This is a genomic window from Nonomuraea sp. NPDC003201 (assembly GCF_053590415.1).
On the sequence record NZ_JBSFTC010000041.1, the window covers coordinates 13,157 to 26,599 of the forward strand.

Sequence of the window (13,443 nt, forward strand, 5' to 3'; positions counted from 1 at the left end):
GCGAAACCTAGCATTCGACCCGCCTCGGAGGTACCACTACTCCAAGGGGCCTGTCTCACAGAGGAGAACTCATGCGGCGGGGATGGGTGCTCGCGCTCGCGTCATTGACCATCGTGCTCGTCGTGGTGGACCTGACCGCCGTGACGATCGCGCTGCCCGACATCCGCTCCGGCCTGAGAGCGAGCCTGCCCGAGGTGCAGTGGGTGGTGGACGCGTACGCGCTCACGCTGGCCGCTGTCCTGTTACCCGCCGGGGTCCTGGCCGACCGCTACGGCAGGCGCCGGCTGCTGACGGTCGGGGTCTCGGTCTTCACCCTGGCCTCGCTGGCCTGCGCCCTGGCGCCGACGGCGCCCCTGCTCGACCTGGCCAGGGGCGTGCAGGGCCTGGGCGCGTCGGCGCTGTACGGGACCACGACGCCGTTGATCGCCTCCGCGTACCCCGAGGGGCCGGAGCGGGGCAAGGCGCTCGGGATCTTCAGCGCGGTCTCCGGCCTGGCCATGACGCTGGGCCCGGTCGTGGGCGGAGCGCTGACGGGGGCGTTCGGCTGGCGGGCGATCTTCCTGATCAACCTGCCGATCGGCGCGTTCGTGCTGGTGGCGCTGCGGCAACGGGTGGCGGAGTCGCGCGGCACGGGCCACCTCGACCCGGCGGGGATCGTGCTGGTCGCGGCGGCGCTGTTCGCGATCATCCCGGCGCTCATCCACGACCTCCCGTGGCTGCTCGTGGCAGGGCTGGTCCTGCTGGCGGCGTTCGTGGTCGTGGAGCGGCGCTCGGCCGAGCCGATGATCGACTTCGGGCTCTTCAGGAACGGGGTGTTCGCGGTCGGCTCGGGGACGACGCTGCTCATGCTGGCGGCGCTGCTGGGCGCGTTCACGTACCTCACCCTGTACGTGCAGGGCGAGCTGCACACCAGCCCCGTCGAGGCGGGCACGCGTTTCCTGGCCTTCAGCGCGGCGGCCGTCATCGGGCCCGTCGCGATCGGCCGGGTGCTGCACCGGTGGCCGATGGGCGTGCTCATCGCCGCCGGCCCGGCGCTGATCGCGGTCGCGCTGCTGGTCATGAGCATCCCCGCGGCCAACCCGTGGACGCCGATCATGTTCGGGCTGTTCCTGGGCGGCCTGGGTCTGGGCGCCGGGAACGTCGTCGCCAACCAGGTCGGCCTGACCGCGCCGATGGACCGGGTGGGCATGGCCACCGGAGTCGTGAACACGGTCAAGCAGGTCGGCACGGCTGTGGGCGTGGCCGTGCTGGCGGCGCCGTACCGAGCGGGGGTCACCTCGATGTTGCTGGTGGCGGCCGGGCTGGCGCTGGCCGGAGCGCTGCTGCCGGTGGCGCTGCTCCGGCGCGCAGGTCAGAAGGTGTAGCTCATGTGCTTGATGCCGTTGATGAAGTTGGACAGCAGGTGGTCGGGCTCGCCCACGGCCTTGATGTGCGGCACCCGGGTGAACAGCTCGCGGAACATCACGGTCATCTCCCTGCGCGCCAGGTGCGCGCCCAGGCAGTAGTGCGGCCCGGGCCCGCCGAAGCCGACGTGCGGGTTGGGGTCGCGGGTGATGTCGAAGGTGTCGGGGTTGGCGAAGACGGCCTCGTCACGGTTGGCGGAGTTGTAGAAGAGCAGCACCTTGTCGCCCTTCCTGTACCGCATGCCGTTCATCTCGTGGTCCCGCGTCAGCGTGCGGCGGAACTGGATCACGGGCGTGGCGTAGCGGATGATCTCGTCGCACGCGGTGACGATGTGGCCGTCGAAGTTGTTCAGCAGGATCGCGCGCTGGTGGGGGTGCTCGGTGAAGAGCCTGAGGCCGTGCGCGATGGCGTTGCGGGTGGTCTCGCTGCCCGCCACCACGAGCAGGATGAAGAACGACCCGAGCTGCTGCGGGCTGAGCCGCTCCTCGCCGTTGACCAGCAGGCTGACCAGGTCGCCCGTGGGGCGCTTGCGCCGCTCGTCACCGAGGCGGGCGGCCAGCCGGTTGAGGGAGTAGCCGGCGCGCAGCAGCTTGCCCAGGCCCTTGGCGACGTTGCGGCGGGTGAGGTCGGTGCCGACGCCGGTGTACTCGGGGTCGGCGTTGCCCAGGATGACGTTGGTCTGCTGCAGCACCATGTCGTGGAACTCGACCGGGATCCCCATCATGTCGCAGATGACCCGTACGGGGAGCTTGGCGGCCACCTGCGCGACGAAGTCGCCCGGCCCCTGCTCGATCGCGTCGTCCACGATCTCGGCGGCGGCCCTGGCGAGGTCCTCCTCCATCTTCGCCAGGATGCGCGGCGTGAAGGCCCTGGAGACGATCCGCCGTAATTGCGCGTGCTTCGGGTCGTCCATGTTGATCATGGAGCCGAAGTACACGCTCAGCCAGCGGGGCATGTCGGGGATGCTGTTGGAGCAGGGCTCGCTGCTGAACACGGCGGCGTTCCTGCTGGCCTCGGTCACGTCGGCGTGGCGCACCAGGGCGTAGAAGCCGGGGCCGCCGCCGATGAACGGCAGGATCTGCTCCCGCATGAAGACCGGGCGGTCCATCTGTCTCAGCCTGCGAAAGGCCTCATTGCGCTCGGACTGCGGCAGGCCCCAGAACGGGATCTGCGACAGGTCCAGGTCGGCGGACAGTGTCATATCACACAAGCCTTCTGCAAGTGCCCACTTACGTCAAGAGGCACTTACCGGTGCTTCCCGATCAGATCGGCTGCCTTTTCGCCGATCATGATAGCCGGGGCATGGGTGTGGCCGCGGTTCAACGTCGGCATCACCGACACGTCGACGACCCTGAGCCCTTCGACCCCGCGCACGCGCAGGGAGGGGTCGACCACGGAGGCGTCGTCCGTCCCCATGCGGCAGGTGCCGACCGGGTGGTAGAGCGTCTCGCCGCGCTCGCGCACCCACCGCGCCAGCTCCTCGTCGCTCTCCGGCGCCCAGTACGGCGCCATCGGCCCGCCCGCCCACGGCTTCATCGCGGCCGTGGCGAAGACCTGCTTGGCCGTCTTCAGCCCCGCGACCAGGCGTTTGACGTCGGCCTCCGCGCTCAGGTAGGCGGGGTCGATGACCACGTCCCGCCCGTTGAGCCCGACCCTGCCGCGGCTCTCCGGCTGCAGCAGCACGACGCCGACGGTGAGCCCGTGGCCGGTCGGCGGGGTGAGGCCGTGGTCGACGAACGGCCCGGGCGCGAAGATCAGCTCGATGTCGGGGGCGGGCTCCTCGGCCGAGGTCCTGATGAACGCGACCGCCTCGCCCACGTTCGTGGTGAGCATGCCGGAGCGCAGCACGATGTAACGCAGCAGGTTGCTGATCGACTCGGCCTTGGTCAGCGTCACCGGCTGCTTGCACTCGACGTACACGCCGCTCGAAAGGTGGTCCTGGAGGTTCTTGCCGACCTCGGGCAGCTCGTGCACGACGGTGACCCCGGCGTCGCGCAGCTCGTCGGGGGCGCCCACGCCGGAGCGCATCAGCAGGTACGGGGACCCGATCGCGCCCGCGGACAGGATGACCTCACCCTTGGCCCTGACCTGGGCCCCGCCGCTGTGCTCGATGCCGATCGCGCGCCTGCCCTCGAACACCACCCGGTCCACGGTGGCCGCGGTGATCACGTGGAGGTTGGGCCGGCCCTTGGCCGGGCGCAGGTAGGCGTCGGCCGAGCTCCATCTGCGGCCCCGGTTCTGGGTGACGGGGGTGGGGCTGTAGCCCTCGTTGGAGGGGCCGTTCAGCTCCTTGAGCCGGGTGAGGCCGAGCTCCTCGCACGCCTTGAGGAAGGCGGCGGTGGTGACGTTGGGGCTGCGGAGCTCGGAGATGTAGAGGGGCCCGGAGGTGCCGTAGACGCCGCCCTCGTTGCTGCCCACGCGGTGCTCGGCCCTGGTGAAGTACGGCAGGACCTCACTGTACGACCAGCCGGGGACGCCCCACTGGTCGTAGTCGCGCTCGCAGCCGCGCACCCACATCTGGGCGTTGAGCGAGGACGAGCCGCCGATCACGCGGCCCCGGGGCCAGTAGAGCTCTCGGCCCGACATCTCGCCCTGTTTGGCCGTGGTGTAGTTCCAGTCGTAGTCGGTCTTGAACAGCTTGGCGAAGCCCGCGGGCATGCGGATCTCCAGCTTGTCGTCCTGGCCGCCCGCCTCGACTAACGCGACCGTCACGCCGGGATCGGCCGAGAGCCTGTTGGCCAGCACACACCCGGCGGATCCCGCCCCGACGATCACGTAGTCGTACTCCATGGCCCCTCCAAGTAACTTGTTACTTGCTTACTCCAGGCCGGGCGGCACGTCCATACGCAGTTGTGACCTCCGTTACCTACCGGTCGGTATGGCCTCCTGCGAGGATGGCGCCCAAGCCCCGGCTTTGAGGAGGAAGGCGTCATGCTCAACCTGTCGACCGTCCTGGAGGACAGCGCCAGGAACACCCCTGACGGCACCGCCATCGTCTTCGGCGACATGCGGCTGCCGTACTCCATGATCGACACCATAGCCAACCAGGTCGCGAACCTCCTGGTCTCCCGCGGTGTCGGCAAGGGGGACAAGGTGGCGCTGGCGTGCCCCAACCTGCCGTATTTCCCGTTCGTCTACTTCGGCATCCTGAAGGCCGGCGCCACGGTGGTGCCGCTCAACGTGCTGCTGCAGTCGCGGGAGATCACCTACCATCTCGGCGACAGCGACGCCAAGGCCTTCTTCTGCTTCGAGGGCACCCCCGAGCTGCCGCTGGGCGAGCGCGGCAAGGCGGGCTTCGAGGCCGCGGAGGGCTGCGAGCACTTCTTCGTGCTGCCCGCGACCCCGCTCGCGACCGAGTCCGAGTACGGCGAGTCGGTCTGGGCGGCGCTGGGCGGCATGGCGGGCGAGTTCGAGACCGTGCAGACGTCGCCGGACGACACCGCGGTGATCCTCTACACCTCGGGCACCACGGGCCAGCCCAAGGGCGCCGAGCTCAGCCACCAGAACATGCTGCTCAACGCCATGGTCAACGACAAGATGTTCCCCCGCTCCGACGAGGGCGACACGTACCTGGCGGTCCTGCCGCTGTTCCACTCCTTCGGCCAGACCGTGGTCATGAACACCGGCTTCCTGCGCGGCGCCACCGTCGTGCTGCTGCCGCGTTTCGACCCGGGCGACGCGCTGGCGCTCATGGCCAAGGAGGGGGTCACGTTCTTCGCCGGGGTGCCGACGATGTACTGGGGCATGCTCACCAAGATCCACGCGGACGGCGTGGAGGTGCCCCGCTCCCTGCGCGTCGCCGTCGCGGGCGGCGCGTCCTCGCCGGTGGAGGTGCTCAAGGACTTCGAGCGCACCTTCGGCATCGGCATCCTGGAGGGATACGGCCTGTCGGAGACGTCGCCGGTGGCCAGCTTCAACCAGCTCGGCCGTCCCACTAAGCCCGGCACCATCGGCACCCCGATCTGGGGCGTGGAGATGAAGCTGGTCGACGGCGACTGGAAGACCGTCGAGGGCGAGGGCCCCGGCGAGATCGCCGTCCGCGGCCACAACATCATGAAGGGCTACTACGGCCGCCCGGAGGCGACGGCCGAGGTGATGAACGACGGCTGGTTCCGCACGGGCGACATCGCGACCCGTGACGCGGACGGCTACTATTCCATCATCGACCGGGCCAAGGACATGATCATCCGTGGCGGCTTCAACGTCTATCCGCGGGAGCTCGAAGAGGTCCTGATGACCCACGAGGCCGTGTCGCTGGCCGCCGTGGTGGGGGTCGCGCACGAGTCCCACGGCGAGGAGATCAAGGCGTACGTCATCCCCGCGCCGGGCTCGGCGATCACCGAGGACGAGCTGATCGCCTGGGCCAAGGACAACATGGCGGCCTACAAGTACCCCCGGATGGTCGAGTTCCGCGACTCCCTGCCGATGACGGCCACGGGCAAGATCCTCAAGCGCGAGCTGCGGTAACCGGTCGACTCCTTTCCCTCAGGCGCGGGCACTCTGCCCGCGCCTTTCTCTTTGCGGAGGTCTCGTGGCGGACGGATACGTCGTCATCACCGGAGGGCCGGGCGCCGGGAAGAGCACCCTGGTCGAGCACCTCGCCTCGCTGGGGTTCCAGGTGCAGCCGGAGGCCGGGCGGGCGATCATCCGGGACCAGGTGGCGATCTCGGGGCCGGCGCTGCCGTGGCTGGACCCGGGGCTGTTCGCCGAGCTGATGCTGGCGTGGGACCTGCGGTCCTACCACGCCGCCTCGGGGACGGGGCCCGTGGTCTTCGATCGGGGGCTGGTCGACACGATCGGATATCTGCGCATGCTGGGACGTACGGTGCCGCGGCACCTGCACAACGCGGCGCGGACGTACCGCTATCACCGGCGCGTGTTCGCCGCGCCGCCGTGGCCGGAGATCTACGAGCACGACAGCGAGCGGAGGCAGAGCTTCGGGGAGGCCGAGCGGACGTACGACGCGGTCGTGCGGGCCTACGCCGACTACGGCTACTCGGTGGTCACGCTGCCCCGGGCGCCGGTCGAGGAGCGGGCCGCGTTCCTCATCCGCGCGGCCGGCTGGCCGGCACGTACCTGAACGACACCGCCTCCATCAGCGGCCGGCGCCGGGTGTTGTGGAAGGACGCGATGCGCCACCTGCCGTCGGCCTCGCGGACCAGCGTGTACGTCTGCACCTTGGACAGCTTGGCGGGGCGCTTCTTGGCCACGTCACCCCTGCCGGTGACCACGGCGGCGCCGGAGCCGTAGAAGCGCACCTCCGTGATCTCGTTGAACATCTTCGTGCCCTTGAGCACCGTGTCGAAGAGGGCCTGGTGACCGGTGGCCAGGTCGTCGCGGCCGTGGTAGACGGTGCCGACGAAGGTCGTGTAGCTGGCGTCCTCCGTGAAGCACGCCCCGTACGCGACGCCGTCGCCGCGGTCCCAGGCGCTCTCCAGCTCGGTGAACAGGTTCTGGATCTCGCTGGTGATCATTTCCGCTCCCTCTGATATTATTTGCACTAGTTAAATCTCTGCTTTCATGCAGATATCAACTTAAGGAAGAGGAGTTGGGCTTGTCAACCGACCCGAGCGCCGTCTTCCGGCGCTACCTGAGCGCGATGGTGCTCAACAGCCTGGCCGCCGCCGAGGCCGCCGGGCTCAACGCCACCGACTACTACGCGCTCAACCTGCTCGACCTCACCGGCCCGCTCACCTCCGGCGAGCTGGCCGCCCAGACGGGGCTGACCACCGGCGCCACGACGCGGCTCATCGACCGGCTGGAGCAGGGCGGGTACGCCCGCCGCGCGCCCGACCCCGCGGACCGGCGCAAGGTGATGGTCGAGTCGGTGGGCCGGCCGGAACGGCTCGACGAGGTGCTGACGGGGACCAGGGCCCGGCTGGCCGAGCTGCTGCAGGGATATCCGGAGGCGGAGCGGGCCACGTTGTTCGACTACTTCGAGCGGGCCGCGACGGCGTACCGGTCGGCCACCGACGAGCTCATCGCGGCGCGGGACGCATGACCCGACGCCTGGCCCTCTTCGACCTGGACAACACGCTGATCGACCGGCTGGCCGCCTTCGAGCTGTGGGCCGCCGAGTTCGCCGCCGAGCGAGGGCTCGGCGAGGGGGCGGCGGCGTGGATGGTGGCGACCGACGCGGACGGGTCCCTGCCCATGGACGCGTTCTTCCGGCTGGTACGCGAGCGGTTCGGGCTGGCCGAGCCGGCCGACGAACTGTGGGCGGCGTACCGGGCCCGGCTGCCGCACCTGGTCCACTGCCCCGGCGAGGTGCTCGACGGGCTCGACCGGCTGCGGGCGGCCGGATGGGCGGTGGGCATCGCGACGAACGGGATGGCCGACAACCAGACCGGCAAGATCGAGCGTACGGGGCTCGCGACCCGCGTGGACGGCTGGGCGATCTCCGGGGCGGAAGGCGTGCGGAAGCCCGACGTACGGCTGTTCGAGATCGCGGCCCGTAGATGCGGCGCGTCGCTGGAGTCGGGCGGCTGGGTCATCGGCGACGACCCCGAGAAGGACGTCGCGGGCGGCCGCCGGGCGGGGCTGCGGACGATCTGGATCGACCGGGGAGTCACCGGCGGGGTCGTGGCCGATCACACGGTGACCGACGCGCTCTCCGCCATCGAGCTGCTAATCCAGCTGAATTGAACCGCCCGGATCGATAGCGTGGCCGGATGCGGGACAGGCCGGATGCGTTCGACGAGGGGTTGCTGCTGCCCGCGCTCGGCGCGTGGGGCATCGGAGCGCGCACGCTGGACTACGCGCCGGTCGGCTTCGGCGACTACCACTGGGTCGCGGACGGGCGTTGGTTCATCACGGTCGCGGACGTACGGCGGCGCGGCTTCGACGGGCTCGGGCAGGCCATGGACACGGCCGCCGCGCTGCGGGCCGAGGCGGGGCTCGACTTCGTGGTGGCGCCGCTGCGCACCGCCGACGGCGCGACGCTCCTGCGGCTCGACCGCCACCGGTGGGCGATGAGCGTCTTCCCCTACGCGAACGGTCTCGCCGGCGAGTTCGGCGAGGAGCAGCCGGCCGGAGACCGTGCCGCGATCATCGACCTGCTCGCCGCCCTCCACGCCACGCCGCCGCCCCTGTCCACTCCCCCGCGCCCCCTGGAACTCTCGGGCCGGGCCGTCCTGGAGCAGGCACTCCAGGACACGCGCCTGCCCTGGCCGGGCGGCCCGTACGCGGAGCCCGCCAGGGAGGTGATCGCCGACCACGCCGGAGTGCTGCGCCGCAGGCTCGCGGAGTTCGACCGGACGGCGGCCGGCACCGGCGAGCCCGTCGTGACGCACGGCGAGCCGCACCCGGGCAACCTGCTGTGGTCCGGCGAGCGGTGGCTGCTGGTCGACTGGGACACGGTGGGGCTGGCAGTGCCCGAACGCGACCTCTGGCTGGTCGCCAGGGACGCCGACGACCTGGCCCGCTACGCCGACGCCACCGGCCGCACGCCCGACCCGGCGGCGCTGGAGCTCTACCGGCTGCGGTGGGCCCTCGACGACGTGGCCGAGTTCGTGGAGTGGTTCCGCTCGCCGCACGGGCGCACGCCGGACGCCGAGGAGAGCTGGGACGCGCTGACGGGCACCCTCAAGACCCTGGCGTCCTAGGGCGCCGGCCGGGCGGTCCACCACGCACGACATCGAGATCCGCGACGACATCGTGATCAAGCGATACCGCTCGTGGGAGCGTGGCGAACACCGCCGCGAGTGGGCCGCGCTCAACGTGCTCGCCTTGCACGCCCCTGGCCTCGCGCCCGCTCCCGTGCGCGCAGACCTCGACGCATCCCCGCCCACGGTGGTGATGAGCCGCCTGCCCGGCACCCCGCTCCGCGGCCGTCGCGCAGGTGCGCGCCCTCGCCGACCGCGCCTTCGAACTCGCCGAGGACGCCGAGCACATCTCCCACGTCGACGGCGACCTGGACAGCGACCTCCTCCTGGCCCACCTCGACCTGGCACCGGCGGAGGCGGCCCGCGTACACGAATTCCGGCGGCTGCTCGCGCTCGGCTGGCTCCTCATGCTCGGCCCGCCACCCGGCGCAACCCTCCCGGCGCCCTCGACCGTCAGGCCGAACGCGTGCTCGCCCTCCTGGATTCGTGAATCTTACTCTTGCTTCAATGCATACTGTAGCCATATGGTCACCCTTAGCAATGACGTTCGCCAAAGGAGATCACGTGGGCAGGCACGCCAAGCCCCATAGTCCCAAGGACGAGCTACCAGAGCCCCAAGAGGACTCCACCGAGGACGAAATCCACACCAGTCGCGGAAAACACGCCAAGGACCGGCAGCCGTCACAGTAGACGCGCACCGCTCCCCGCCAGGGGACGGTGCGCCGCCGCCCCACGCCCTCGACAGCGTTGAACTTGCATAAACTGCAAGCTACCTTGCAGTTTATGAAACAACCGCCGCCCGTCCTGCTCCCGTTGTTGCGCTCCCCCTTCCAGGGCGAGCTGCTGGCCTGGCTGTTTTTGCACCCGGGCGAGGAGTATCCCCAGGTCGAGCTGGCCACGAGGTTCAGGGTCTCGCCCTCGACCGTGACCCGGGAGATCGATCGCCTGGCCGCGGCAGGCTTGGTGGGCACGCGGAAAGCAGGCAACATGCGGATGGTCAGCGCCGACACGAACGTGGTCGTGGCCCGCCCGCTGACCGAGTTGCTCGCCTTGACCTATGGTCCGGTGGCCGTGCTCGGCGAGCAGCTGTCCGGCATCGCCGGCATCGAGGAGGCCTGCATTTACGGTTCCTGGGCCGCCCGCTACTCCGGCGAGCCGGGCAGGGTGCCGAACGACGTGGACGTCCTCGTCGTCGGCACCGCGGACGAGGACGAGCTTTACGACGCCGCCAGGGCCGCGGAGCGGCAGCTCGGCCGCGAGGTGAACATCCGCCGGCTGAGTCGCGAGGACTGGGACTCCCCGGAGGGGGATCCTTTTCTGGAGACGGTCAAGGCCCGGCCGCTCGTACGCCTCACGATCGACAAGGGTGAGGATCAATGAGGTGGGAACAAGGACGTGCCGCGATCGAGGGCATGCTGGCCCGCGGCGAGCTCGAGAAGGTCGCGGCGAGTCGTTCGCAGGCCGAGGAACTGCTCGACCAGGCCGGCAGGCACGTCGCGACGGCCCGTCTGGCGTTGGAGCAGGACTCGATCGGGGCCTACCAGCTGCTGTACGACGCAGCCCGGAAGTCGCTCTGCGCCATCCTGGAGAACCAGGGTCTCAGGGCCAGTAGCCGGGGCGGCCACATCGCGGTGTACGAAGCGGTCGTGGCGCAACTCGATCCGCCACTGGGCAAGAGCCTGCGGCCGTTCGACCGGATGCGCCGACGGCGGAACGAGGCCGAGTACCCGCGGCCGGGCGCTCCGCGATTCACGGCGGACGATGTACGCGCCGACATACCGAAGGTCGAAGCGATCCTTGCGATTGCGGCAACGGTGCTCGACGAAATGCAACCCTTCTGACGGGTGGACGAGACCCTGATCGCCGCGGATCAGCAGCGTGGCCACCTTGACGCCGTGCGGGCGACCCGGCCGCCTCCACCGTTCACGTGGTCCTCGACGTGGCCGGCATCCAGACCGGCAACCAGCACCGTGACGACCACCTGCGTACCGGCGACTTCCTGGACGCCGCCGCGCACCCGTACATCACCTTCGACGCCACCGACGTCAAGCACCTCGCGGCGACAGCTTCGAGGTCACCGGCGAGCTGACCATCCGCGGCGTGAGCCGGCAGGTCACTGTCCCCCTCGACTGCACCGGCACCGCGATCGACGCCCAGGGCCTGACCCGGGTCGGCTTCGAGGGCAGTACGGCGATCAACCGCAAGGCTTCGGCATCACGTACAACGCGATTCTGGAGACGGGCGGCGTGATGATCTCCGAGAGGGTCACGCTCGAGTTCGACCTGTCCGCCGTCAAGGCCGCCTGATCACCGGACGTCGCCACCCCGGCGCCACGCCCGCAGTACCAGCACGAGTCCGGCCGTGTAGGCGAGGGCGTACCAGATGGGCAGTGGGGCTCCGGTCACCGCGGCGGCGAGGCTGACGGCGCTGACCAGGGCCAGCAGTGTCGCGGCCACGGCCTGCTCCGCGACGGCCGTGGCCGCCACCGCGAGCCCGCCGAGCACACCCATGGCGGCGAGCAGGTCGGCGACCAGCCAGATGTCCAGCAGCCCCGCCTCCGTGACCAGACGCAGCAAAGGCATCGGGAGCGACGGCGTCCAGATCGGCGTCGGGCCGCCGCCGGCCAGGTTCGTGACGGTCGGGATCGCGACGAGCACCAGCAGGACGCCAGCCGGAGACCTCAACGAAGGTTGGCCAGACGGTAACCGTCGCCGGACCTCCACAGCAGCCAGTCGCCCGCCGCCAGGACGACGTCCGGGCTCTTGTACCGCCGGCCGGTGACCGGATCGAGCACGAACGAGGTGGCCCCGGTGTTGTAGGTGATGATCCGGTTGCCCGCCGTCATCCAGGGCGAGACACCCTTCTTCGGCGTCGGCACTCCGGGCAGCACCGACACCGCCCCCCAGGTGTCGCGCGGCGTCCACCGCAGCGTGTCGCCGGCCACCCAGGCGAACCACTTCCCGGACGCCGCCGCGTACCACTTCTGGTCCGGATCGCCCATCCTCTGCGCGCGGACGCCGTCGGGCAGCGGATGCTCGGCTGTCACCTTGCCGGTCTCGACGTCGACGATGCGCAGCACCTTGTCGTTCGCCCGCTCGGCGGTGAACAGATCGGGGTAGGAGAACGCCACCGCGACCCCGCTCGCCGGTTCCCCGGACTTGACGACCTTACCCACCTGCGCACATCCCTTGGCCATCCAGGGCTGCCGCATGACGTCGTTGCCGACGACCACGCCGCCGTCCACCCAGACCCTCCCCCGAGGGTCCGTGCCCTGCGGGCTGATCGTGTGCGTGGTCCCGTCCGCCGTACGGCACCGCTGGTCGGCCGCCGAGCCGTTCAACTCCGTCCAGGTACGGAAGTCCGCGGCCGTCCCCAGCCCCGACCGCGCCCGGAAGCCGAGCTCCTCGGGCGTGCCGCCGCCGGCGTCCACCTCCGCCACCTGTCCGTCGGGCGTCGCGCCCAGGACCGTCCCGTCGCTGCCCAGCGCCGCGGGCACGAAAGGCTCGCCTTGCGCCGTGCGGCCCTCGACGTCCACGACGCTCGTCACGTTCATGAACTGACGCAGGGCCTGTTCGAGGCGGACCCCGGCGGGGAGGCGGACGTCAGCCTGATGCGGGGTGGCCGTCACGGTCCTGGTCACGGTCGGCTCGGGCCACTTGGACGCCGTCACGGTCGGCTCGGAGGGTGTGGTGGTGGCGGGGGTCGGGCTCAAGTTCGCCGTGGTCGCGGCGTCGCCGTTCCCGCCGCGTACGGCCAGGGGCACGCCCACCAGCACCGCCGTCGACCCCGCCGCGACGGCCAGCACCAAGGCCCGCCTGTTCCTGCGGCGCGTGGCCACGGCCCGGTGGATCCGATCGGCCAGGCCGGGCGGCGGATCGTCCGGGGAAGGTTCGCTGAGCAGCGCGGCGAGACGGCGTTCCAGGTCATCCATGCTCGATCTCCTCGGTCTTGACGGCCTCACGCAGCCGGGCGAGCCCCCGTGACGCCTGGCTCTTGACGGTCCCGCGGCTGCAGCCGAGCAGCCGGGCGATCTCCTCGTCGCCGCGTTCCTCGACGTAACGCAGCACCAGTACGGCCCGCATGCGCGGAGGCAGCTCGGCGATCTTGGCGCGGAGGCCGTCGTCCAGCAGGCGTTCCAGCCCCGCGTCCTCCGTCGCGGGCTCGGGCGGATCCGGCACGCTCACCTCGCGCTTCGGCCGCCGCCAGCGGTTGGCCATGATGCGGACCATGGCCGTGCGGACGTACCCTTCCGGGTCGTCCTTGCGCCTGATCGCGCTCCACCGCAGGCCGGTACGGGTCAGCGCTTCCTGCACCAGGTCCTCGGCGTCATGCCTGTTCTGGGTCAGGACCATGGCGTAGCGATAGAGCGCCGGCAGCCGCTGCTCCGCGAATCTCTCAAACGTCGGGTCGTCCACTCCCACCTCCGGCATCCAAG

The 13,443-nt window shown here is 70.5% G+C and carries 15 protein-coding genes and 1 pseudogene; 10 read left to right on the plus strand and 6 right to left on the minus strand.

Annotation, left to right across the window (positions count from 1 at the left end):
* The first annotated feature begins 71 nt into the window (after positions 1 to 71).
* Positions 72 to 1,364: an MFS transporter gene (locus ACWDX9_RS17815; RefSeq protein ID WP_449954854.1), complete on the plus strand. Its 1,293-nt coding sequence runs from the start codon at positions 72 to 74 to the stop codon at positions 1,362 to 1,364.
* On the opposite strand, the gene ACWDX9_RS17820 is transcribed toward ACWDX9_RS17815, so the two are convergent.
* Positions 1,352 to 2,605 (minus strand): cytochrome P450, encoded by a 1,254-nt coding sequence (locus ACWDX9_RS17820; protein WP_449954857.1) that lies wholly within the window; start codon positions 2,603 to 2,605, stop codon positions 1,352 to 1,354. The two genes, ACWDX9_RS17815 and ACWDX9_RS17820, sit on opposite strands and share 13 nt — an antisense overlap.
* 44 nt (positions 2,606 to 2,649) lie before the next feature.
* Complete coding sequence (locus ACWDX9_RS17825; protein ID WP_449954859.1) at positions 2,650 to 4,194, minus strand: GMC family oxidoreductase; 1,545 nt, start codon at positions 4,192 to 4,194, stop codon at positions 2,650 to 2,652.
* Positions 4,195 to 4,335: 141 nt separating this feature from the next.
* On the opposite strand from ACWDX9_RS17825, the gene ACWDX9_RS17830 reads away from it, so the two are divergent.
* Positions 4,336 to 5,871, plus strand: a complete 1,536-nt coding sequence (locus tag ACWDX9_RS17830; protein ID WP_449954862.1) for a long-chain-fatty-acid--CoA ligase — start codon at positions 4,336 to 4,338, stop codon at positions 5,869 to 5,871.
* 64 nt (positions 5,872 to 5,935) lie between these two features.
* Positions 5,936 to 6,484: an AAA family ATPase gene (locus ACWDX9_RS17835; RefSeq protein ID WP_449954865.1), complete on the plus strand. Its 549-nt coding sequence runs from the start codon at positions 5,936 to 5,938 to the stop codon at positions 6,482 to 6,484.
* Here ACWDX9_RS17835 and ACWDX9_RS17840 read toward each other — a convergent pair.
* A complete protein-coding gene (locus tag ACWDX9_RS17840; RefSeq protein ID WP_449954868.1) occupies positions 6,450 to 6,878 on the minus strand; it encodes an SgcJ/EcaC family oxidoreductase in 429 nt (142 codons plus the stop codon). The two genes, ACWDX9_RS17835 and ACWDX9_RS17840, sit on opposite strands and share 35 nt — an antisense overlap.
* Positions 6,879 to 6,958: 80 nt before the next feature.
* On the opposite strand from ACWDX9_RS17840, the gene ACWDX9_RS17845 reads away from it, so the two are divergent.
* The 7 genes and pseudogenes from ACWDX9_RS17845 to ACWDX9_RS17875 all read left to right on the plus strand — a co-directional run bounded on the left by ACWDX9_RS17845 (position 6,959) and on the right by ACWDX9_RS17875 (position 11,258).
* A complete protein-coding gene (locus tag ACWDX9_RS17845; RefSeq protein ID WP_449954872.1) occupies positions 6,959 to 7,405 on the plus strand; it encodes a MarR family winged helix-turn-helix transcriptional regulator in 447 nt (148 codons plus the stop codon).
* Positions 7,402 to 8,049 carry an HAD family hydrolase gene (locus ACWDX9_RS17850; RefSeq protein WP_449954875.1) on the plus strand — a complete coding sequence of 216 codons (648 nt, stop codon included), beginning with the start codon at positions 7,402 to 7,404 and terminating at the stop codon, positions 8,047 to 8,049. Before ACWDX9_RS17845 ends, ACWDX9_RS17850 begins: the two co-directional genes overlap by 4 nt.
* Positions 8,050 to 8,075: 26 nt before the next feature.
* Complete coding sequence (locus ACWDX9_RS17855) at positions 8,076 to 9,008, plus strand: phosphotransferase (protein WP_449954878.1); 933 nt, start codon at positions 8,076 to 8,078, stop codon at positions 9,006 to 9,008.
* 783 nt (positions 9,009 to 9,791) lie between these two features.
* Positions 9,792 to 10,388 carry a MarR family transcriptional regulator gene (locus ACWDX9_RS17860; protein ID WP_449954881.1) on the plus strand — a complete coding sequence of 199 codons (597 nt, stop codon included), beginning with the start codon at positions 9,792 to 9,794 and terminating at the stop codon, positions 10,386 to 10,388.
* Entirely contained in the window at positions 10,385 to 10,849 is a 465-nt protein-coding gene (locus ACWDX9_RS17865) for a hypothetical protein (protein ID WP_449954884.1), read from the plus strand. The genes ACWDX9_RS17860 and ACWDX9_RS17865 overlap by 4 nt, the downstream gene beginning before the upstream one ends.
* A gap of 74 nt (positions 10,850 to 10,923) precedes the next feature.
* Positions 10,924 to 11,097, plus strand: a pseudogene (locus ACWDX9_RS17870) (YceI family protein); the annotation flags it as partial.
* Between the two features lie 11 nt (positions 11,098 to 11,108).
* Positions 11,109 to 11,258, plus strand: coding sequence for a hypothetical protein (locus tag ACWDX9_RS17875; RefSeq protein WP_449954886.1), 150 nt, complete (start codon positions 11,109 to 11,111; stop codon positions 11,256 to 11,258).
* A gap of 56 nt (positions 11,259 to 11,314) precedes the next feature.
* On the opposite strand, the gene ACWDX9_RS17880 is transcribed toward ACWDX9_RS17875, so the two are convergent.
* Genes ACWDX9_RS17880 through ACWDX9_RS17890 form a run of 3 tightly spaced genes read right to left on the minus strand, consistent with a single transcriptional unit; the run spans position 11,315 to position 13,438 of the window.
* Complete coding sequence (locus tag ACWDX9_RS17880; RefSeq protein WP_449954888.1) at positions 11,315 to 11,692, minus strand: hypothetical protein; 378 nt, start codon at positions 11,690 to 11,692, stop codon at positions 11,315 to 11,317.
* On the minus strand, positions 11,689 to 12,939 hold the full coding sequence (locus ACWDX9_RS17885; RefSeq protein ID WP_449954891.1) for a hypothetical protein: 1,251 nt from the start codon (positions 12,937 to 12,939) through the stop codon (positions 11,689 to 11,691). The genes ACWDX9_RS17880 and ACWDX9_RS17885 overlap by 4 nt, the downstream gene beginning before the upstream one ends.
* A complete protein-coding gene (locus tag ACWDX9_RS17890) occupies positions 12,932 to 13,438 on the minus strand; it encodes a SigE family RNA polymerase sigma factor (protein WP_364258630.1) in 507 nt (168 codons plus the stop codon). Before ACWDX9_RS17890 ends, ACWDX9_RS17885 begins: the two co-directional genes overlap by 8 nt.
* Positions 13,439 to 13,443 lie beyond the last annotated feature (5 nt).